This is a genomic window from Nocardia sp. NPDC058058, from assembly GCF_042885355.1.
In the GTDB taxonomy this organism is placed as follows: Bacteria; Actinomycetota; Actinomycetes; order Mycobacteriales; family Mycobacteriaceae; genus Nocardia.
On sequence record NZ_JBHVSA010000004.1, the window covers coordinates 382,149 to 403,295 of the forward strand.

Genomic DNA, 21,147 nt, shown 5'->3' on the forward strand with positions numbered 1-21,147 from the left:
GCTGGGCCACAGTTGTGCTGCGTCAGCGATGTGCGGGGCCAACCATAGTGACCCCGTTCGCGAGCTCCGCCGCCAGGACTCGAACCTGAACTAACTGAACCAAAATCAGTGGTGCTGCCATTACACTACGGCGGATTGCAACCCGGCGGACCGTTCGGTTCGCCGACTCTGCTTGCTATGGCATGCGCGTGTAGATACTCGCACATGGATCCGCCTCCCCGAAACTTTTAACGATCACCGGTGGTCAGAGTTTCGCGCCGCGGTTGTGAGGGTGTTCCAGCCGACAGGTCTCGGTGGGGCGCTCTGAGACAGTTCGCTCGGTGTCTGAGAGAGTTACTAGTACGTTCGTACGGCATACAGGGAGGCGGGGCGATGACTACGGGTGATGGCAGCCGGGTGTCGCGTCCGCGTATGACGGGAACCCAACGGCGACAGCAACTCATCGAGATCGGACGGACCCTGTTCGCCGAACGCGGGTACGACGCGACCTCGGTGGAGGAGATCGCGCAGCGGGCGCAGGTGTCCAAACCCGTGGTGTACGAACACTTCGGCGGCAAGGAGGGTTTGTATGCCGTCGTGGTGGATCGGGAGATGTCCGCGCTGCTGGAGATGATCACCGCATCGCTGTCGCAGAACCGGTCGCGGGTGCGGCTGGAACAGGTGGCGCTGGCGTTGCTCACCTATATGGAGGAACGGACCGATGGGTTTCGCATCCTCATGCGCGATCAACCGGCCTCGGCGGCGGAGGGTACGTACTCCAGTCTGCTGAACGAAGCGGTGAATCAGGTGGCGCACATACTCGCCGGGGATTTCGAACGCCGCGGCTTCGATACGAGTTTGGCGACGCTGTACGCACAAGCGCTGGTGGGCATGGTCGCAACGGCGGCGACGTGGTGGCTGGACGAGCGGTCGCCGTCGAAGGAAGTGGTTGCCGCGCATCTGGTGAATCTCTGCTGGAACGGTCTCACCCATCTCGAGGCCGAGCCGAAGCTGGCGTCGGAATGGCCCAGCGGCAAAGGCGTACGAGACCTATAGGTCTGAAAATGGTGTGGCACAGCGGCGGAACTGGACAGTTAACCAGCGAATTGCGAAGGAGGACGGGTCGAATGCTCGAATCGACTGGCATACGGCAGCCGGGTGGTACGGTTCACCCATCCTTCGAGTGCTGTTCGAACTGTGATGTCGGTCAACTTCAGGATGTCGGTCTACTTCAGGATGGCTGGTTTGATGACAGGCGGATCTGATGGCTAGGCAAGCGCGTGCGGAGATCACTCGCGATTCCGTGCTCGCGGGCGCGGCCGATGTCTTTCTGCGACTGGGTTACGCGAACGCGTCCCTGTCCGAGATCATCGCACAATCGAATGTGACCAAGGGCGCCTTGTACTTTCACTTCGGCTCCAAGGAGGAGCTGGCGCGCGCCGTGGTCGATCAGGGCAATGAGCGACTGATCAGCGCCTGTCAGGGCTTCTTCGATCCGCGCGTACCCGCGCTGGAGGCGTGCATCGGAATCACCTACGTGGTGGCCGATCTGACCATGAACGATCCGATGGTCGGCGCGATGCTCAAGCTGACCCACCAGATCGGCGACTACCGCGGCGCGACCGGTGAGAACATCGCCAAGACCTGGGGCGAGACGCACCGGCTGCTCGCCGAACGCGCTATCGCACAGGGTGATCTGGAGCCCGACCTGGATCCGGAGACCATCGGCCTGCTGCTGCAGGAGGTGACGACCGGCGTGCACATGGTCGCGGTCAGCACCGAGACCATCGATCAGATGGCGACGCGCATGGAACGGGCCTGGTACTTCCTGCTTCCCTCGATCGTTCCCGACGAAAAGGTCGCGTACTTCAGGGAATTCGCGGCTCGCCGCCTGCGCCGCTACGTGCAGTAGTTACCGGGGCATATCCGGGTTCTCGCGTTTGAGCCGTCGCCAGCCGCCCGCGCGGTTGTTGGCGATGATGTGCTTGAACATGGTGAGAAGGGCTGGGGCGTTGAGGGTTTCGCCCTCGTGCACGGCGATCATGCGGGCGGTCTTGTTGTCGTGGCCGCCGGTGATGATGCCGTGCGGGTCGGGGACCATGCCGCCGTCGTAGAGGAAGATGTCCAGCGCCTTCTTGGTGCCGAGCAGGGCGCAGATATTTCCGTCGAGCACGAAGTACGGCTGCACCGTCCGCTTGATCGTCTCCTGGACCGCCGGGTCCGCCGCGTGCGCGATTTCGCGCACCTGATGGCAGATGTTCCGCTGCCATTCGGGTAGACCGTCGATATACGCATCCACCCGTGGATCGACCACATAGGACATATAGACATCAAAGCACGAATCACCCCCCGTCCTTCGGGGATCGCGTGCAGGCCAGTGAGGCGAAGCCGGGGCTGTCGGCACGGGTGATTAGACTCGGTGAGCTGTCCTACCCGCTCTCTGCGCGCCCAGGAGTCCGCCTCATGTCGAGCCAACGTCCACCTCTCGCGGGACTGGCCGCAGTGGCCGGTGCCGATACCTCTTTGCAGCAGGTGAAAGAGCTGATCGGGCGGGACTCGGCCATGCTGGTCGCACCCTCGGCGGCGCGGCCGTTCGTGGCCGCGACCATTGCCGAACAGCGGCCGCTGGTGGTGGTCACCGCCACCGGGCGCGAGGCCGATGATCTGACCGCGGAGCTCACCGAAATCGTCGGTGCGGGCGTCGCGATATTCCCATCCTGGGAAACGCTGCCGCATGAGCGGTTGTCGCCGGGCGCCGATACCGTCGGCAAGCGCTTGCAGGTGCTGCGCCGCCTGGTGCATCCCGAGGACACCATCTACGGCGAACCGCTGCGCGTGGTCGTCACCACGGTGCGCTCGCTCATGCAGCCGATGGCGCGCGGGCTCGGTGATCTCGAACCCATCGTGCTGCGCGTCGGTGCGGAATTCGATTTCGACGAATTGCTCGCCCGGCTGGTGGAATTCGCGTACGAGCGCGTCGATATGGTCGGCAAGCGCGGCGAGTTCGCGGTGCGCGGCGGCATCCTCGATCTCTTCCCGCCGACCGCGGATCATCCGGTGCGCGTGGAGTTCTGGGGCGATGAGATCAGTGAGCTGCGCGCCTTCTCGGTCGCCGATCAGCGCTCCATCCACGATGTGCCGATCGAGCTCGCGATAGCCCAGCCCTGCCGGGAACTGTTGCTCACCAACGCGCTTCGCGAACGCGCCGCCGAGGTGGCCGCCGAGAATCCGGCCGACGCGGCCCTGGTGGAGATGTTGGAGAAGATCTCCCAGGGCATTCCGGTGGAGGGTATGGAGGCGCTGCTGCCGGTGCTGCAACCGGGGGCGCTGCAACTGCTCACCGAGGTGCTGCCCGCGGATACCCATGTGCTGCTGTGTGATCCGGAGAAGGTGCGTACTCGCGCCGCCGATCTGGTGCGCACCGGCCAGGAGTTCCTGGAGGCGTCCTGGACCGCGGCCTCATTCGGCGGCGCTGCTCCGCTGGGCGCGCACGGTCTGGATCTGGCGGCCTCGGCCTATCGCGGCCTGGACGTCGTGCACGCCGACGCCGATGCGCGAGGCCTGCCGTGGTGGACGCTGAGCCCGCTGGTCGCCGACCATCCGGACGAGATCGTGCTGCCGGTGCAGTCCGCACCCTCGGCGCGCGGCTCCGACGAATTGGTCGCCACCATTTTCGCCTCGCTGCGCGCGCACGTCTCCACCGGTGGCCGCGCGGTCATCGTGGTCGCGGGTCACGGTACGGCGCAACGCATTCTGGAACGACTCGGTGACGCCGAGGTGCCCGCCGCCGCGCTCGCGGCCGGGGCCGAACCGGTGCGCGGGCTGGTCGGGGTGCTCTGCGGCTCCCTGCACGACGGTGTCATCTTCGATGACGCGAAACTGGTGGTGGTCGCCGAATCCGATCTCACCGGCAACCGCGTCACCGCGCCGGGCGAGGGTAAGAAGCTCGCGGCCAAGCGCCGCAATCAGGTCGATCCGCTGGCGCTGCGGGCCGGGGATATGGTCGTGCACGATCAGCACGGCATCGGCCGGTTCGTGGAGATGATCGAGCGCACCATCGGTGGCGCGCGCCGCGAATACCTGGTCATCGAATACGCGCCGAGCAAGCGCGGTCAGCCGGGGGACCGGTTGTTCGTGCCGATGGATTCGCTCGATCAGCTGTCCCGCTATGTCGGCGGCGAACTGCCCAGCCTGTCCAAGATGGGCGGTTCGGATTGGCAGAACACCAAACGCAAGGCGCGCAAGGCCGTTCGTGAGATCGCCACCGAACTGGTCCAGCTCTACGCCGCCCGCCAGGCCGCGCCGGGGCACGCGTTCGGACCGGATACGCCGTGGCAGGTGGAGATGGAGGACGCGTTCGCCTTCACCGAGACCGTCGATCAGCTCACCGCCATCGCCGAGGTGAAGGCCGATATGGAGAAGGCGGTCCCGATGGACCGCGTCATCTGCGGTGACGTCGGCTACGGCAAGACCGAGATCGCGGTGCGCGCCGCGTTCAAGGCGGTGCAGGACGGTAAGCAGGTCGCGGTGCTGGTGCCGACAACCCTGCTGGCGCAACAGCATTTGCAGACCTTCCACGAGCGGCTCGCCGGATTCCCGGTGACGGTGAAGGGCCTGTCCCGCTTCACCGATGCGGCCGAATCGCGGGAAACGCTGGAGGGCATGGCCGCCGGTGAGGTCGATATCGTGGTCGGCACGCACCGGCTGTTGCAGACCGGTATTCGCTGGAAAGACCTGGGCCTGACCATTATCGACGAGGAACAGCGTTTCGGCGTCGAGCACAAGGAGCACATCAAGGCGCTGCGCACGCACGTGGACATGCTCACCATGTCCGCGACGCCGATTCCGCGCACCCTGGAAATGAGCCTGGCCGGTATTCGCGAGATGTCGACCATTCTCACCCCGCCGGAGGAGCGCCATCCGGTGCTCACCTACGTGGGCGCGTACAACGACAAGCAGGTCGCCGCGGCCATTCGCCGTGAGCTGCTGCGCGACGGCCAGGTGTTCTACGTACACAACCGGGTGTCCTCGATCGACAAGGCCGCCAAGCGGATTCGCGATCTGGTGCCGGAGGCGCGGGTGGTGGTCGCGCACGGGCAGATGAACGAGGACATGCTGGAGAAGACCGTGCAGGGCTTCTGGGAGCGTGAGTTCGATGTGCTGGTCTCGACCACCATTATCGAAACCGGTCTGGATATCTCCAATGCCAATACGTTGATCGTGGAACGCGCTGACGCGCTTGGTCTTTCGCAGCTACACCAGCTGCGCGGGCGCGTCGGCCGCAGTCGGGAGCGCGGATACGCGTACTTCCTGTATCCGCCGGAGAAGCCGTTGACCGAGACGGCCTACGACCGGCTGGCCACCATTTCACAGAATTCGGATCTGGGCGCGGGTATGGCGGTCGCCATGAAGGACCTGGAGATTCGCGGTGCGGGCAATGTGCTCGGCGCGGAACAGTCCGGACATGTCGCGGGCGTCGGCTTCGATCTGTACGTGCGCCTGGTGGGGGAGGCGGTGGAGGCCTATCGCGCCGCCGCCGACGGTCGCCCGATCACCGTCGACGAGGAGATCCGCGAGGTGCGGATCGACCTACCCGTGGATGCGCACATCCCGCCGGATTACATCGCCTCGGATCGGCTGCGGCTCGAGGGCTATCGCAAACTGGCCGCCGCCCAGGACGATTCGGGCCTGGCCGCGGTGGTGGAGGAGCTCGTCGACCGCTACGGGCCGCTGCCGGTGGAGGTCGGCCGCCTGGTCTCGGTGGCCAAGCTGCGGCTGCTGGCCCGGGAGTACAAGATTGCCGAGATCGGTGTCACCGGCACCACCCTCAAGGTCGCGCCGCTGCAACTGCCGGACTCGAAACAGTTGCGGCTCAAGCGGCTCTACCCGAACGCGACCTACCGCCCGGCCACCGGCATCGTGCAATTGCCGCTGCCCCGGGTGGAGGACAGCGTCGGCGCGGCGCGCGTGCGCGATGTCCAGGTGCTCCAGTTCGTCGCCGATCTGCTGCTCGCGCTGGACGGTAAGGCCCCCGGCGCGGTCGATGTCCGCATCTCCCCGGAGGCGGCCACCGCCCGATGACATCCGCCGATGACGGTGTCGAGATCGCTCGTATGACCGAGGCGCTCGGCGAGGCCGTGGATGTGATGGATCGGCTGTGGAATTTCGGCGGCTGGGAGGTCACCCAGACCCATGATTCGCTGCGGCCGTACCTGCTGGAGGAGACCTATGAACTCCTCGACGCCATTCAGGACGCCGATGCCGAGACCATCAAGGAGGAGCTGGGCGATCTGCTGCTGCAGGTGCTGTTCCACTCCCGAATCGCCGAGGCCGCAGGGGAATTCACCGTCGCCGAGGTGGCGGCCGCGCTGGTCGCCAAGCTGACCCATCGCAGTCCGCATCTGCTCGACAACGGCATCGATCCGGACGCCGATATGGCGTCCAAGATCGCCGCGCAGGAGGTGGCGTGGGAGGAGCGCAAGACCGCGGAGAAGTCGCGGCGCTCCTGCCTGGACGGAATCGCCATGGCCCAACCGGCTTTGGCGCTGGCGGAGAAGGTGCGCTCGCGCAGCGGTAAGGCGGGACTGCCGGAGGACCTGATTCCGCTGGAGCTGCGGATGGTCCGGCTCGGCGGTCCGGACAGCGCCGAGGAACGCCTGCGCAAGGCCACGCTCGCCTTCGCCGCCGCCATTCGGGCGGCCGAGGATGCGGCGGAAGCCGCTCGCGGCGAACGACTTTCCCTCACACCCGAGCAGTGGCGCGCCTACTGGCCGGTGTGATGCCGGTCCGATGTCGGCTGTGACCTGATCGCCGCATTCACACCGGGCGGGTCGTTGCGGACGCCCGCTATGCTTCTGCTGTTTTCGGGTGCGGAGGAGGGCCGATGCAGGGGCGAATGGTCGCGGTGTGCCTGGCGCTACTGTTCGTGGTGACGGGGTGCGGCAAGGTGGTCAGCGGGGTGGCCGCGCCGGATCCGGCGGTGGTGAAGATGGCCCGCCTGAGCGCCGATCGCATTCCCGATGTGCTGCTGTCCACCGATGACGCGGGCAAGATCGTGGCCTCCACCGCCCTGGTGCAGAAGTTCGAGAACACCGTCCCCACCACCCCGAACCTCACCTATCAGCCCGCCGAATGCGGGCCCATGGAGTACACCGCCGATCTGGATGTCTACGCGGACAAGTGGACCGGTTTCCGCCTGCGTTCGCTGCGCGAGGCCGATGACAGCCCGCAGCACACCATCTACGAGACCGTCTCCACCTACAAGAATTTCCTGGTGGCCGAGGCGCTGGTCAACCAGTACAGGGCCATCCTGTCCGGTTGCAACGGCAAACAATTGACCGCCACCCCCAAGACCGGCAACGGCGCCCCCAGCGTCATGCGCATCACCGCCATCCCGCACAACACCGACCCGGCCGCCGTCTCCGCCGACTGGACCCTCACCTTCACCGGCAGCACCCGGGTCTGCTCCGACACCATCCGCAGCCAGGGCAACGCCGTCATCGAGGTCTCCAGCTGCGCCTACGCCGACGCCCGCACCTCGGCCCCCATAGCCGACCGCATAGCCGCCAAAATCCGCCAGCTCAACTGACCTCGGCATCGCCGATTCGGTTATCCCGGTGCGGGTTCCGTGCCGCCGATGCCCACCGCCCGCCGTACGAACGTGAGCGTCAGGGTGTGGATATGCCGGAAGTCGGCGCCGGTGTCGAGTCGATCGATGGCCCGGCCGATCGCCCCGTCGATCAGCTCGGCGGTCAATGCGGGATCGGGATCGCCGAGTTCGGTCAGCGCCTCGCACAGTGGTGCGGCCAATCCCGAATGCGCCAGCGCGATTCGCTCCCTAGCCCTGTCGTCCTGTGGGACTCCGCCCCCGAGCACGGCGATCTGGTGGGCCCCGGATCCGGCCAGCGCCAATGAGGTTCGCACGTAGGCCGCGATTCGCTGATCCGCTCCGTCGACGGCGTCGACGGCGTCCCGGACCACCGTCGCCCAGTCCTCGAACGCGTTGCCGACGATTCGTTCGAGGATTTCCTCCCCGGACCGGAAGTACTTGTACACACTGCTGCGCGCCAATCCCGCCGCGGCCCCCACCGCGGCGGGCGTCACGGCGCCGCGCCCACCGTTCAACAGCAATTCCCGGGCCGCCGCCAGTAGCGCGTCCTCCTGATTGGCCCGATGCTCCGCGACCGTCGCCGCATCGATCTTCGGCACACCCGCTCCTCACCCAACTTGGCGACACTATGTCGCCAAACTAGCACAGTTGGCGACACTGTGTCGCCAAGTATTCGGGGCAGCGAAAAGCGCTACCCGGCCGGGTGATTCGGCTGGGTAGCGCTTTGTCGGTGCGACCTGTGGTCAGACGTTGACGCCGTAGTCGCGGGCGATGCCGCCGAGGCCGGAGGCGTAGCCCTGGCCGATGGCGCGGAACTTCCATTCCGGGCCGTTGCGGTAGAGCTCGCCGAAGACCATGGCGGTTTCGGTGGAGGCGTCCTCGGTCAGGTCGAAGCGGGCCAGTTCCGAGCTGGTGGCCGCGTCGACCACGCGGATGTAGGCGTTGCGAACCTGCCCGAAGGACTGGCGGCGGGCGTCGGCGTCGTGGATCGATACCGGGAAGAAGATGTTGGTGATCGTCGGGGGCATGGCTGCCAGGTCGACATTGATCACCTCGTCGTCACCGTCGCCGGCGCCGGTGAGGTTGTCACCGGTGTGCTCGATGGTGCCCTCCGGTGAGCGCAGATTGTTGTAGAACACGAAATGCGCATCCGACAGCACCCGCTGGTTCGGTCCGCAGGCCATCGCGCTGGCATCCAGGTCGTAGTCCGCGCCGGTGGTAGTGCGAACGTCCCAACCCAGGCAGACGGCGACCTTGGTGAGGTTCGGGGCCTGTTTGGAGAGCGAAACGTTTCCACCCTTGGCCAAGCTGACAGACATGATCTCCTTCCCCGCGGCGCATTCACACCGCATCCCTTCCCGATTATGGTCGATCCGGGGACCCACTGTGCGCGTTCATTTTCGCGCTGGGGTTTCGGTTGGGACACTATGTCTGGAATGTCCGAATTAATCGACGGGCGGCACCGCTCAGTTGCCTTCGGACGCCATGGATTTCAGCGTGGCCACGCGTTTCTCCAAGTAGCGCAATTCCGTTGGATCGATCACATTGCGCTGGATTCCGGTCGCCACCGCGAACGCCGACTGCCGATGATCATCGATCACCGACACCTCGATCGCGACCGCGGTGTAATCGTCCGCGCCCGGCATCGGATCCGCCACGATCTCGGCCCGGCCGCGGGCGCACAGCGCCACATTGCCGCCGCCCAGGATCAGCAGCGCCACCTCGGGGCGTTCGCGTAGCCGCGCCAGCGACCCGCGATCGGACTTGAGGCTCAGCAGAATCCGGCTGTCGCCCGCGCGCACCGGCCAGGAGACCGGAATGGCGTGCGGGGCCGGATCGGTGGTCACCAGCACACCGATGGTGTCCAATGGCCACTCGGGTAGGATGGGCAGTTCCGGGTGTTCCGTTTCCGGGCCTTCCGTCGAGGACTCTTGTCGCGCCCGCGCTCCGGCTACCATCTTCGTCACCTCACGATCGGGTAAAGCACAGTGGGCTGGACTGTGCTGAGACAAGTGTATGCCGTTGCCGCCGTTGCCCGCTGGCCTCCGCGAGCGCGGCTCGGAACGCCCGAGACGTCCCACTTGTCGGTTACGTGTGTGAAAACACCATCGGACCTGCGTGGCAATAGATTGACTAGCGGCGATAACGAATGCATCATTCGTTACAGTCCCCCGTCCAACCGGGGTCATGCGAGTAACCGGCCGATGACCGCCCGGTGAAGCCGTCCGCCACTCGGCGTAGACGAACGCAGCAGCATCGAAAGTATGGCGCGCAACGATTTTCGCGCTCCCGGCGACGGCCGGGCGGCTGCTGCGGTGCAGGTGAGGCGTGTGAGGTGAGAACACGAAGAGAGCGGAGACCGGTGATGGATATGGGTTCGGGGCAGCAGCCGGACATGGGGACATGGACGCCAGGCGGGAGCGTGGCGAATCTGGGTACGTCGAGCGCGGTGCTCGACGATCTGCGCCATCTGCGCGCGGAGATGATAGCGGCGGAGGTGCCGTACCTGCTGGTGCGCGACTCCGACCATCGGCTGGTGCTGGCGGTCGACGCCGCGCACAGATCCGCGCTCAGACGGGTACTGGGCGCGGCCATGGTGGCCGGGTTCATCTGCAATGAGAAGCAGCACAATGTGTTCCGGCTGGGCCGGGACCTGGACACCGCGCATCACGTTGATATCGAGCTGTGGGAGTACCACGGCGATACCGTGGAATGCCCGCGCCCGAACGCGCTGACCCGCAATGTGTTCGACCTCGCCGATGTGGAGCAGAGCACCGTCCTGCTCTACGACACCAGCTGGCCCACCCTGACCGGCATGTTCGCCCCGCATCCCGGTGATGTCGGCTTCGATATCGATATCGTCTTCTCCTGGGTGGACGGCACCGATCCCGAATTCCGCGCTCGCCGTGCGGGAATGCTGGCGCAGGTGGTGGTCGGTGAGGGCGATGCCGCCGATGCCCGGATCCGCCAGATCGACGAGCTGCGCTACGCGCTGCGCTCGGTGCACAAGAACGCGCCGTGGATCCGCCGCATCTTCATCGCCACCGATTCCAAGGTGCCGGAGTGGCTGGGTGACGATCCCAAGGTGACGGTCGTGCGCGCGATCGACCATTTCCCGGATGTCAGCGGCCTGCCGGTCTTCAATTCCCATGCGGTGGAATGCCAATTGCAGCATATCGAGGGTTTGTCGGAGCATTTCCTGTACTCCAACGACGATATGTTCTTCGCGCGCCCGGTGCGCCCGTCCATGTTCTTCACCCCGGGCGGGATCAGCCGCTATATCGAGGCGGGCACGCGCATCGGCCCGGGCGCGAACAATGAACGCCGCAGCGGTTTCGAGAATGCCGCCCGCATGAATCGGCAGTTATTGCACCGCCGCTTCGGGCACACCATCACCCGGCATCTGGAACACACCCCGGTTCCATTGCGCCGCAGCGTGCTGCACGAGATGGAACAGACGTTCCCGGAGGATTTCGCCCGCACCCGCACCAGCCGGTTCCGCGCCGCCACCGATATCTCGGTGACCAATTCGCTGTACCACTACTACGCGCTGCTGACCGGCCGCGCGGTACCGCAGGAAGCGGCCAAGATGCGCTACGTGGACACCACCATGTACACCGGCCTGGCCCTGCTGGACGGCCTGGCCAAGCGCCGCAATGTGGACTTCTTCTGCCTCAATGACGGCAGTTTCCCGGAGGTCCCGGAAGCCGAACGGGTGCGCGCGGTCTCGGAATTCCTGGAGACCTATTTCCCGGAGCCCGCGCCCTGGGAGAAGCCCGATTCGATCACGGGATCGCTCGCCGCGTTCGAATCGGGCGCTGCCTGAATCGGGCGCTGTCTGAATCGAATTCAGAGCACCGATTCCCCATCGGATTCGGTGGCCTTGTCCCGCCGCCGGAGTACATGCGGTATTCCGGCGGCGGGCGGAATCACGATCCCGGCATCGGCGAGCCGCTGGGCCGCCACTTCCGGGGTCTGTGGTTCGCCGACGGTGCGCCCCGCGCCGATGGGCACCACCGAATGCACGACGGTGTCCGGGTAGATGTGCACGTAGTTGAATGCCTGCGCGCCGTCGCGCCCGCGAATTCCGCCCTGCCGCACCGCCAGATCCTGGCTGTAGCAGGTGGCCGACGCGACCGATACCGGAATCCCGGCGAAGGTCGCACTGGTCGAGAAGTGCAGGTGCCCGGCCAGAATCGCGCGCACATCGGTGCCGTCCAGCACATCGGCGAGGCGGCGCTGCTCGCGCAGTTCCACCGATACGGCCGGATCCAGCACGCAGGGGATGGGCGGGTGGTGCATGGCCAGGATGGTGCCGAACGGCGCGGGTTCGGCCAATACCGTGCGCAGCCAAGCCAATTGGCCGTCGGTGATCTCGCCGTAGTGATGTCCGGGCACGGTGGTGTCCAGGGCGATGACGCGCAGCCCGTCGAACATGTGCACCGCGTCCAGCGGTGCGCCCGAACCCTTTTCGTCGAGCATGTGCACGCGCAGCGCGGCTCGGTCGTCGTGGTTTCCGGCCACCCACACCAGCGGCGCGCCGATGCGGTCGGCCCACGGCTGCACCAGTGCGCGCAGCTTGCGGTACGCGCCCGCCTCGCCCTGATCGGTGAGGTCGCCGGTGAAGACGATGGCGGTGGGTTTGATATGGCTCGCCTCGGCCTCGCCGAGCAGCTGGCCGAGCCGGGCCTCCGCGTCGACGTCCCCGTAGAGATCGGCGTCTGCGGCGATCAGATGGGTGTCGCTGAAATGGAACAGCACATGGTCTGCCCTCGGATATTCAGCGACTCTCGCGATGTACACGGACATCCTCCCCGGATGGTGTGTGCCCTCGGCTTGCCGATTCCGTCAGCCAGAATAGCGAAGCCTTTTACACCAGATTGCCCATGCCCAGTGACGGCATGCTTGCGGGAAGGTGAGGTTTGCGTGACGGCTCAGTGCCCGAGGCTACCGGCCAGCACTCGGGGATGTTCCTGCTCACGCGCGTGCAGCAGCGTGAAGTAGCGCCGCAGCATCAGGGCAGCGGTGGTGGCGAGTCCGGCGGTCAGCCCCCACCACACACCCGCGGCCCCCAGATTCAAGGGGAAGGCGAGCAGTAATGCCGTGGGCAATCCCACAATCCAATACCCCACCAGGGACAGCCGGAAACCCGCCTTGGTGTCCTTGAGCCCGCGCAGCAGCCCGACGCCGATGTTCTGCGCCGAATCGAAGAATTGCAGCACGATCGCTATCAGCAGCAGGGTGTGCGCCAGCGCGACGGTCGCGGCGTCGGTGTCGTCCAGGAAGGGCAGCAGCACCCAATCCGGTGCGGCCACATAGACGATGCCGGTGACCGCGGTGATGACCGCGGCATAGCGCAGCGCCAGCCACGCCACCGACCGCGCGTGCCGGTACTGCTCGCGCGCGACGGCCTTGCTCACCAGGATCGAAGCGCCGTGCGAGAGCCCGATCGCCACCTGGAACACGATGTACACGATCTGATAGACGACATTGTGCGCCGCCAGCGCCGCGGCTCCGAGGCTGCCCATGACCAGCGCCAGCACCGAGAACATGCCCGCCTCGGACCCGTAGGTGAGCGCGATCGGGGTGCCCAGCTTCAGTTCGTCGCGCACGGTCGCCCAGTGCACCGGCCACATGCGAATGGGCAGTGTCGCACCGAGTTTCGTGTCCCGGCGCACCATGGCCCAGAACACCCCGAAGGTGATCAGGAAGACCAGCGAGGTCGCCACGCCGATTCCGGTCAGCCCGAGTTCGGGCAGGAACAGCCAGCCGTGCATGAAGGCCAGGGCCAGTGCCACATTCAGCGCGACCGAACCGAGCGTCACCAGCAGCAGCGCCTGCGGCCGCTGCATGCCGACCGAATACTGGCGCAGCACCTGGAACCACAGGCAGGGCAGCAGTCCCGGGGCGAGCGCGACCATCATGGGCCGCGCCTCGGCGAGCACCGCCGCGTCCTGCCCCAGCCATTGCAGCGCCCAGCCGAGCCCGATGAGCAGTGCGCCGCCGAGCAATCCGGCCAGGGTCGCGATCAGGAAGCTGGAGCGCACCACCTCCCGGACCTCGCGTTCGACGGCACGGCTGCCTTTCTCCCCCCGGCTCACCACCGTCGCCACCTGATTGCCGGTACCGGTGATCAACCCGACGCACATGGTGCGGATCTGGTTGAACAGCACCAGCGCCAGGCCACCGGCGGCCACCTGCCGCACCCCGAGCGTGCCCATCAGCGCGATATTGGTGGTGGAGACCGCCACCTGGGCGAGTTGCGTCAGCGCGATCGGCGTGGCCAGCGCGGTGAGCTGACGTCCGTCCGACTGCCGAGGGCCGAAATTCATTTGCCCGCAGCCCCGTTCGCGGATGCGGCGGCGACCGCGACGCCGCCCTGCGGGACCAGGATCGCATGGGTGTCCGCGGCGTGCCGTGTCGCGGCGCGCGGCTGGTGATCGCGCGCTGGCGTGTAGCTGTCCAGCATTTTCGCGACCTTACCTTCGGTCTCGGAATCCAGCAGATCCCGGTCGCTCATCCAGTCGTCGTCGAAGACGGTGTCCAGATACTTCTCACCGCCGTCGCAGACGATGGTCACCACGACCGATCCGGCCGGGAACCGGTCCATCCGTTCCAGTGCCGCGAACACCGATCCGCCCGCCGACCCGCCGATCATGAGGCCCAGCTTGCGCGCGACGACGCGGGCGGTGGCGAAGGCCTCGACATCGGAAACCTTCACGCCCTCGTTCAACAGGCCCAGATCCTCGGCGACGATCTTGCCCGGATCCGCGCCCTCGGGGGTGCCGGTGCCGGATTGCCAGTACGGCCCGGCCGGACCGCCGAAGGCGATGGACCCCACCGGTTCCACCCCGTACAGCAGCGGCTCGTGCCCGAGATCGCGCAGCCGCCGCGCGGTGCCGAACATGGACCCGCCGGTGCCGACCGCCGAGATCAGCGCGTCCACCCGGCCGAGATCGGCCAGCAGTTCCTCGGCGAGCTCGTAGTAGCCGACCGGATTGGCGTCATTGTTGTGCTGTTCGGTGAAGTACACATTCGGTGTCTCGCCCGCCGCCAGCGCGGCCGCGTGTTCTTCCAGCGCCAGTCGCTCGGCGAGTTCCTCACGCGCCGAGGTGGAGAGATTGTCGTCATCGCCGTCGGAGACGAATACCAGAGTCGCGCCCATCGCCTTCATCGTTCGCAGTTTGTCGCGGCAGGCGTGGTGATCGACCACCGCGGTGAAGCGATACCCGCGTTCGGCCGCGATAACGGCGAGCCCCAAACCGGTATTGCCGGAAGTGGATTCGACGATGTGCCCGCCGGGCCGCAGCAGCCCGCGCGCTTCCGCGTCATCGACCATGGCCCGGGCCATCCGAATCTTCGCGGCCCCGGTGGGATTCATGTTCTCGAGTTTGAGGAACAGCCGGGTGCCGGTATCGGTACCGGCCAATTCGAAGAGCGGCGTATGCCCGATGAGGTCTGTCACGCGGCTGGTGACAACAGGCATGAACGTATCTCCTTGCGATCGGTGTAAATGCGGATAAATGCTGTTCAACGCTATCTATCGAAACGCCATCCGAGCTGTGCGCTCCCGTCGGCGGCGGACAATTCGACCTTCGGCGGAATCGGCAGATCGTGGAAGGCCGATTCATTGCTGTCCATTTGATAACCCGCGGTATTGGGGTATATCAGCAGGTCGCCGATTTCGGCCGGGCGAGGCAGCGGAATGCGCCGCCGGCTGAGCATATCGTCTTCGAGACAGCTGGCGCCGCCTACGCAGGCGGGCGTCATATCCCCGGTGTGTCGCGGCCAGAGCGCTGGATCGGGGAGGTATTCGGTGTTGAACCATTGTTCGGACAGGCTCAGGCTGGTGCCGTTCACCGTGAGTATCTGATAGTCGAAACCGTGTGCGGTACGGGTTTTCCGGCCCTGCACGGTGAAAACGGTACTGCCCGCGCGGTCCAGCAACGCCCGGCCGGGTTCGATGGCCAGCGTAATGTCCGACTCGCGCAGCCGGTCGCCCAGATCGTCATATCGCAGGATCGCCGCGAGCATGTCCGCGCCGGGTTCCGGGCAGTGGTAGGGGTAGTACGAATCGGGCGCGGGCGCTCGATTGCCGTGGAACCAGCGCGGATTCACGCCGTCCAGGAATGTTCGCCAGGCGGCCTCGGGGACATAGTCCACGCCGAATCCGCCACCGATGGAAAGGGTGTCGGCCCGATGACCCAGGCCGCGTGCCTCGAGGCAGCGCGGGATCAGCGCGGCCGCGAGTTCGGCGCGCGCGATCGGCCGATAGCCCGAGAGATGAAAGCTGAAGCCTTCCAGGGAAATCGCGTTCGGGTCGACGCGTTTCACGGCCAGGTCGAGTTCGGCTCCGGTCAGCCCGAATCGGCTGTGCGACTCGGGCGGCAGCGCGCGCAATAGAATTCGCGCGGTGACCTGGTGCCCGGCGGCCGCCACGGCCGCGACGATGGCGTGCAGATGGTCGAGTTCGTCCAGTCCGTCGATCGCGATGAGCGCGCCCTCGCGAGCCGCGAGCGCCAGCAGCGCATCGGATTTCGCGGGTCCGGTGACGACCAGATCGGTCCCGGCGATGCCGTCGCCGAGCGAGGCCTGGAATTCGCCGACGCTGGCCACGTCCACCCCGGCTCCGGCGGTGCGGCAGGCCCGTACGACGCTCGCGCCCTTATTGGCCTTCTTGCCGTAGTAGATTCGCCCGTTCACCCCGAATCGGGTGAAGGTGTCCTGAAAGGCCCTGATATTCGCCACAATTCGCGGCGGGTACAGCACGTGGAACGCACCGTCCACGGCTGCCGCGATCCGGCCGAGCAATTCGGTGTCCGCGAGTAGCCGTTCTTCCCATTCGTCCCGGTGTGCGGGCATCGGCGCGGCGGTTATCTCGGCGAGCTCGGCGGGACTGGTGATATCCATCTGCCGGGCCGCCCCCTTTCTGCTGTTTCGGCGCAAGTCCAACCCGGGTCGAAATCAACTCAGGGCAACCTTAGTTCAGAGTATTCGACCCGTACATACGATGTCTGTTTAGTGCGAATTGGTGGAATTCAGTCCCATAAAGCAACTTCCGTGCCGCGGCCCTCGGCAATGGCGCGGGTGGCCAGTGCGTGCGCGACGGCGATATCGGTGAGCACCAATCCGCTGTTGTAGACGAATATTCGTTCCTCATCGGAGGTCCGGCCGACGCTGCGGTGATTGAGCACCTGGGGTAGCTCAGCGTCGACCCGGCGTAGTCGCCCGTCCGGCCCGGCCATATCGGTGCCGGTGAGCGCCATCTGCTCGGCGCTGGTGGCGATCACCCGATCGGCCTCGGTGAGGGTGGACGGGGCCAGGCCGTAGCCGACCAGCACCACGGTCGCGCCCGGGGCCAGATCCTTGGCCTCGATGGCGACCTGGGTGCCGGGTCCGGCGGTGGCCAGGATGACATCGGCGGTGCGGGCGGCCGCGTGCGGATCGCTCACCAGCTCCAATTCCGCCTGTGGATTATGCTGCAGCAGTTGGTGATACACCGATTCGATGCCCTCGGGATGGGTGCCGTACAGCATCAGCCGATTCAGGTGCGGATTGGCGGCGAGCAGGTGCGGCAGCGCGTTGCGGCCCTGCGTGCCGGTGCCGACGAGCAGCACCGAACGCGCGCCCGGCCGGGCCGTCTCGCGCACCAGCAGCGCCGAGACCGCGGGTGTGCGCAGCGCGCCGACCCGCGCGCAGTCCATCATGGCCAGCGGCATGCCGGTGGCATCGTCGTAGAGCGTGATGGTGGTGTAGTACCGCTTGGTGGAGCGGTCGTGATGCGGATCGAATTTGTACGAGGTCTTCATGGCCACCACCCGGCGGCGGCCGTCGCGGCCGAGCATGGCGTAGGCCACCGACCATCCGTCCGGATGGGCGACGCTGAGCTTGCGAGGATTATCCGAATCACCCGCCGCGAAGGCGAGATACGCGTCCTCGACGGCGCGCACCACCTCCGCGGGGCTGATCGGGACATCGGCTAGATCGCTGCGACTGAGTACACGCAGCGGGGTGGGTCGGCTGTTCACGTGCGGTTACCTCGGATCATGCGAAATGGCGCCACCACCCGCTGGCCGTATCCGGTCTCGGCGGCCTCGGACGCATCGCGGCGGCGGTGGGGCAGCCGGATGTTCACTCGCTTGAGCCAGCGGTCGGTGCCGTCGTAGCGGGGGGTGAACGGCACCCGTCCGTGCACCACCACGTCATTGTCCACCAGCAACAGTTCTCCCGGGGTCAAAGCGGCGGTGATGCAGACCCTTTCGAGTTCGGTCGCCAAATGATCGTAGGCGGAGCGGAATTCGTCGTCGGCGTCCGCGAGCGGGGTGTACGCCGGGTCGTAGCGCAGCGTCAGCCGCCCGTCGTCGCTGCCGAGCGTGGCGATGGCCGGGGTCTGCTGCTCCGGGAAATCGGTGCCGTACGACACATCGGGCAGGATGGGCAGTTCCGGGCGCGAGAGTCGATCCTGTTGCGCCGCAGACAGTTCCACCCGCCGCACCGAGGACACCGTGGTCCCGACCCGATCCGGATTGCGCAGGCAGCCCAGCATGAGCAGATTGGCGCGGCGCGGATGGAAGGCGTCCTCGGTATGCGGGCTCAGCAGCGTGGTGCTGCTGGCCCCGGACTGTTCCTGTTCGTGCCCAGGCGTGGGCAGGATGTTGTTGACCAGCCGCCCGCCCTGCTGGCCCTGCCAGCCGAAAGGCTCACCCGCGCAACGCGCCAGCAGCAGCATGGACACATCCAGCGCGAAGGACGAGTGGGCGCGCTCGGGCTCTCCGGCCCATGCGGCGGCCTGTCGCCAGTCGACCGGGGTCTGCCCGAGTTCATCGTCGCTGAGCGGTAACCGGCTGATGATCGTGACGCCCGCGGAGGTGGCCGGCGCGCGCATGGCGCGGTGCACTTCCTCGGGTAATTCGGAAAAGCGGGTGTCGATGTGGTGCAGCAGGTCCGGGTTGCCGAGCGTGGTGGCTATCGCCGGGCTCATGCCGACTGTGACGGCGATCTCATTCGCCAGCGCGCGCACGGCGTATCCGGCGGCCTCCGGCAGTTCGCGTCGTTCGAGTTCCGATGGGTGAAGCGTCTTACGTTCGGAGAGAACGCTTTTCGCCAAGGGGGTTACCTTCCTGGCCTCGGAGGTGACAAGCGGATTTCGGTACCCGAGCGAAGGTATCGGGCAGCGCCAAATTTGGCAAGGCTTACCTAAGAGCGTGTCGAGAAGATAGCTGGGAAGTATCAAAGCACGAGTGCGAACGGTAACCGAAGCGCATCGATCGGGACGACTCCCGCCGATGGGCGTTCACGTTCGTGGTTGAACGAGCGAACTATCTGGATGATGAGAAGGGTGCGTTTCGAGAAAGCCGCCGCCGGCGCCATATCGTCCCGCGTCGGCCTGTTGGGCTCGGCGCTCGCTCTCGTGCTGCTGACGGGTTGCGGTACAACGGATCTCACCCCGGTACCGGATTCCATGCCGCCCGGAATCGGGGCCCCGCTGCCGGTGATCGATCTGGATGCCCCCGGCCGCAGCGCGATTCAATTGCGCGGCTGGGCGCAGCAGCAGTCCGATGCCCTCGGCATCTCCGAGGTGGCGCTGGAGGCGTACGGCTATGCCGCCGCCGTCATGGCCAGATCCCGGCCGGACTGCGGTATCGGCTGGACCACCCTCGCCGGAATCGCGAGTGTGGAGAGCCGCCACGGCACCTATCACGGCGCGAAAGTGTCCCAGGACGGCAAGGTTTCGCCACCCATCCGTGGCGTGGCGCTCGACGGCGGACCGGATGTCGCGCACATTCCGGACACCGACGGCGGCAAGATGGACGGCGATCCGGTCTACGACCGCGCTATGGGACCGTTCCAGTTCATCCCCGAAACCTGGCAGCACTGGGGTGTGGACGCCAATGGCGACGGCATCGCCGATCCGGACAATATCGACGACGCCGCCCTCACCGCCGCCCGCTACCTATGCGCCAGCGGCGGCAACCTCACCGAAGCGCCCGGCTGGCAGCAGGCCCTGATGACCTACAACCAGTCCACCGCCTATATGAACAAGGTCCGCTACCGCGCCGCCGCCTACAGCGTGGGCCGTTCCGCCTGATAGTTCTCGTGGTTTCGGCGTGCATTAGGCTCGGCTCAGCACGGGACTGCCGTGCGACCTGCCGAGTCAGCAGCCGAAGGAGTGTCGTTTCGTGGCCATCATCGAACAGGTCGGAGCTCGCGAGATCCTGGATTCGCGTGGCAACCCCACCGTCGAGGTCGAGATCGCTCTCGACGACGGCACCCTCACTCGCGCGGCTGTGCCGTCCGGCGCCTCCACCGGCGAGCACGAGGCCGTCGAGCTGCGCGATGGCGGCGACCGCTACAACGGCAAGGGTGTGCAGAAGGCCGTCGAGGCCGTCCTCGACGAGATCGCGCCCGCCGTGATCGGCCTGGACGCCGTCGAACAGCGCACCGTCGACCAGACCCTGCTGGATCTGGACGGCACCCCGGACAAGTCCCGTCTGGGCGCCAATGCGCTGCTGGGTGTTTCGCTCGCCGTGGCGCGTGCCGCCGCCGAATCCTCGGGCCTGGAGCTGTTCCGCTACATCGGCGGACCGAACGCCCACGTGCTGCCCGTTCCCATGATGAACATCCTCAATGGTGGCGCGCACGCCGATACCGGCGTCGACGTCCAGGAGTTCATGATCGCCCCCATCGGCGCGCCCACCTTCAAAGAGGCGCTGCGCTGGGGCACCGAGGTCTACCACTCGCTCAAGTCGGTGCTCAAGGCCCAGGGCCTGTCCACCGGTCTCGGCGATGAGGGCGGTTTCGCGCCGGACGTCGCGGGCACCCGCGCCGCGCTGGACCTGATCGCCATCGCCATCGACAAGGCGGGCTACAAGCTCGGCACCGATGTCGCGCTCGCGCTCGATGTCGCGGCCACCGAGTTCTACACCGCCGGTTCGGGTTACAAGTTCGAGGGCTCGGTGCGCACCGCCGCCGAGATGAACGACTTCTACGCCGAGCTGATCACCCAGTTCCCGATCGTCTCGATCGAGGATCCGCTGTCCGAGGACGACTGGGACGGCTGGGTCGCGCTCACCGACGCCATCGGCGACAAGGTGCAGCTGGTCGGCGACGACCTGTTCGTCACCAACCCGGAGCGCCTGGAAGAGGGCATCGCCAAGGGCGCGGCCAACGCGCTGCTGGTGAAGGTCAACCAGATCGGCACCCTGACCGAGACCCTGGACGCCGTGGATCTGGCGCACCGCAACGGGTACAAGACGATGATGAGCCACCGGTCCGGCGAGACCGAGGACACCACCATCGCCGATCTCGCGGTGGCCGTCGGCTCCGGTCAGATCAAGACCGGCGCGCCCGCGCGCTCGGAGCGGGTCGCCAAGTACAACCAGCTGCTGCGCATCGAGGACGCGCTCGGCGACTCGGCGCGCTACGCCGGTGACGTCGCCTTCCCGCGTTTCGCGTTCGAAGGCTGAATAATCGAGCGGTGACTCGGCACCTGCCGGGCGTACGGGGTTGCGGCACAACGTTCACAACCCCCGAGAGTTGGGCAAATCCGCTGAGTTTCG

Annotated in this window: 18 protein-coding genes and 1 tRNA gene; 8 read left to right on the plus strand and 11 right to left on the minus strand. The window is 66.4% G+C overall.

The genetic code is table 11. From position 1 onward, the window contains the following. Nucleotides 1-64: 64 nt before the first annotated feature. Nucleotides 65-135, minus strand: a tRNA-Gln gene (locus tag ACFVUS_RS32840). A 276-nt stretch (nucleotides 136-411) separates the two neighbouring features. On the opposite strand from ACFVUS_RS32840, the gene ACFVUS_RS32845 reads away from it, so the two are divergent. Further along, nucleotides 412-1,035 carry a TetR/AcrR family transcriptional regulator gene (locus tag ACFVUS_RS32845; RefSeq protein WP_153803761.1) on the plus strand — a complete coding sequence of 208 codons (624 nt, stop codon included), beginning with the start codon at nucleotides 412-414 and terminating at the stop codon, nucleotides 1,033-1,035. 208 nt (nucleotides 1,036-1,243) lie between these two features. Beyond that, nucleotides 1,244-1,891, plus strand: a complete 648-nt coding sequence (locus tag ACFVUS_RS32850) for a TetR/AcrR family transcriptional regulator (RefSeq protein WP_330184966.1) — start codon at nucleotides 1,244-1,246, stop codon at nucleotides 1,889-1,891. Here the strand turns inward: ACFVUS_RS32850 and ACFVUS_RS32855 are convergent, their stop codons facing one another. After that, nucleotides 1,892-2,302 (minus strand): DUF1801 domain-containing protein, encoded by a 411-nt coding sequence (locus ACFVUS_RS32855; protein ID WP_387775506.1) that lies wholly within the window; start codon nucleotides 2,300-2,302, stop codon nucleotides 1,892-1,894. A gap of 140 nt (nucleotides 2,303-2,442) precedes the next feature. Between ACFVUS_RS32855 and mfd the strand changes: the two genes are divergently transcribed. From mfd to ACFVUS_RS32870, 3 genes are all read left to right on the plus strand, one after another. Next, nucleotides 2,443-6,060, plus strand: a complete 3,618-nt coding sequence (gene mfd / locus ACFVUS_RS32860) for a transcription-repair coupling factor (RefSeq protein WP_387775509.1) — start codon at nucleotides 2,443-2,445, stop codon at nucleotides 6,058-6,060. Then, nucleotides 6,057-6,758: a MazG family protein gene (locus ACFVUS_RS32865; RefSeq protein ID WP_387775512.1), complete on the plus strand. Its 702-nt coding sequence runs from the start codon at nucleotides 6,057-6,059 to the stop codon at nucleotides 6,756-6,758. The genes mfd and ACFVUS_RS32865 overlap by 4 nt, the downstream gene beginning before the upstream one ends. 104 nt (nucleotides 6,759-6,862) lie before the next feature. Continuing rightward, on the plus strand, nucleotides 6,863-7,567 hold the full coding sequence (locus ACFVUS_RS32870) for a sensor domain-containing protein (protein ID WP_387775515.1): 705 nt from the start codon (nucleotides 6,863-6,865) through the stop codon (nucleotides 7,565-7,567). 20 nt (nucleotides 7,568-7,587) lie between these two features. Here ACFVUS_RS32870 and ACFVUS_RS32875 read toward each other — a convergent pair whose 3' ends face one another. The 3 genes from ACFVUS_RS32875 to ACFVUS_RS32885 form a co-directional block, all read right to left on the minus strand. Then, nucleotides 7,588-8,187: a TetR/AcrR family transcriptional regulator gene (locus ACFVUS_RS32875; RefSeq protein WP_387775518.1), complete on the minus strand. Its 600-nt coding sequence runs from the start codon at nucleotides 8,185-8,187 to the stop codon at nucleotides 7,588-7,590. A gap of 144 nt (nucleotides 8,188-8,331) precedes the next feature. Further along, a complete protein-coding gene (locus ACFVUS_RS32880) occupies nucleotides 8,332-8,907 on the minus strand; it encodes a TerD family protein (RefSeq protein ID WP_375965058.1) in 576 nt (191 codons plus the stop codon). 147 nt (nucleotides 8,908-9,054) lie between these two features. Continuing rightward, the gene (locus tag ACFVUS_RS32885) at nucleotides 9,055-9,546 is read right to left on the minus strand and encodes a hypothetical protein (protein ID WP_387775521.1); all 492 of its coding nucleotides are present in this window, start codon (nucleotides 9,544-9,546) and stop codon (nucleotides 9,055-9,057) included. A 407-nt stretch (nucleotides 9,547-9,953) separates the two neighbouring features. Here ACFVUS_RS32885 and ACFVUS_RS32890 point away from each other — a divergent pair, with 407 nt between their 5' ends. Continuing rightward, nucleotides 9,954-11,414, plus strand: coding sequence for a stealth family protein (locus ACFVUS_RS32890; RefSeq protein ID WP_387775524.1), 1,461 nt, complete (start codon nucleotides 9,954-9,956; stop codon nucleotides 11,412-11,414). Between the two features lie 23 nt (nucleotides 11,415-11,437). On the opposite strand, the gene ACFVUS_RS32895 is transcribed toward ACFVUS_RS32890, so the two are convergent. The 6 genes from ACFVUS_RS32895 to ACFVUS_RS32920 form a co-directional block, all read right to left on the minus strand. After that, on the minus strand, nucleotides 11,438-12,391 hold the full coding sequence (locus tag ACFVUS_RS32895) for a phosphodiesterase (protein WP_387775527.1): 954 nt from the start codon (nucleotides 12,389-12,391) through the stop codon (nucleotides 11,438-11,440). A gap of 131 nt (nucleotides 12,392-12,522) precedes the next feature. Further along, entirely contained in the window at nucleotides 12,523-13,920 is a 1,398-nt protein-coding gene (locus ACFVUS_RS32900; protein ID WP_387775530.1) for an MATE family efflux transporter, read from the minus strand. After that, nucleotides 13,917-15,074: a PLP-dependent cysteine synthase family protein gene (locus tag ACFVUS_RS32905; protein ID WP_387775533.1), complete on the minus strand. Its 1,158-nt coding sequence runs from the start codon at nucleotides 15,072-15,074 to the stop codon at nucleotides 13,917-13,919. The genes ACFVUS_RS32900 and ACFVUS_RS32905 overlap by 4 nt, the downstream gene beginning before the upstream one ends. Nucleotides 15,075-15,124: 50 nt before the next feature. After that, on the minus strand, nucleotides 15,125-16,498 hold the full coding sequence (locus ACFVUS_RS32910; RefSeq protein ID WP_387775536.1) for a Y4yA family PLP-dependent enzyme: 1,374 nt from the start codon (nucleotides 16,496-16,498) through the stop codon (nucleotides 15,125-15,127). Between the two features lie 128 nt (nucleotides 16,499-16,626). Then, nucleotides 16,627-17,616, minus strand: coding sequence for an ornithine cyclodeaminase family protein (locus ACFVUS_RS32915; protein WP_387775539.1), 990 nt, complete (start codon nucleotides 17,614-17,616; stop codon nucleotides 16,627-16,629). Next, on the minus strand, nucleotides 17,613-18,695 hold the full coding sequence (locus ACFVUS_RS32920) for a TauD/TfdA family dioxygenase (protein ID WP_387775542.1): 1,083 nt from the start codon (nucleotides 18,693-18,695) through the stop codon (nucleotides 17,613-17,615). Before ACFVUS_RS32920 ends, ACFVUS_RS32915 begins: the two co-directional genes overlap by 4 nt. A 222-nt stretch (nucleotides 18,696-18,917) precedes the next feature. On the opposite strand from ACFVUS_RS32920, the gene ACFVUS_RS32925 reads away from it, so the two are divergent. Together ACFVUS_RS32925 and eno are read left to right on the plus strand one after the other, a co-directional pair. Beyond that, a complete protein-coding gene (locus ACFVUS_RS32925; RefSeq protein WP_387775545.1) occupies nucleotides 18,918-19,676 on the plus strand; it encodes a lytic transglycosylase domain-containing protein in 759 nt (252 codons plus the stop codon). 91 nt (nucleotides 19,677-19,767) lie between these two features. Further along, the gene (eno, locus tag ACFVUS_RS32930) at nucleotides 19,768-21,054 is read left to right on the plus strand and encodes a phosphopyruvate hydratase (protein ID WP_364641965.1); all 1,287 of its coding nucleotides are present in this window, start codon (nucleotides 19,768-19,770) and stop codon (nucleotides 21,052-21,054) included. The last annotated feature ends 93 nt before the right edge of the window (nucleotides 21,055-21,147 follow it).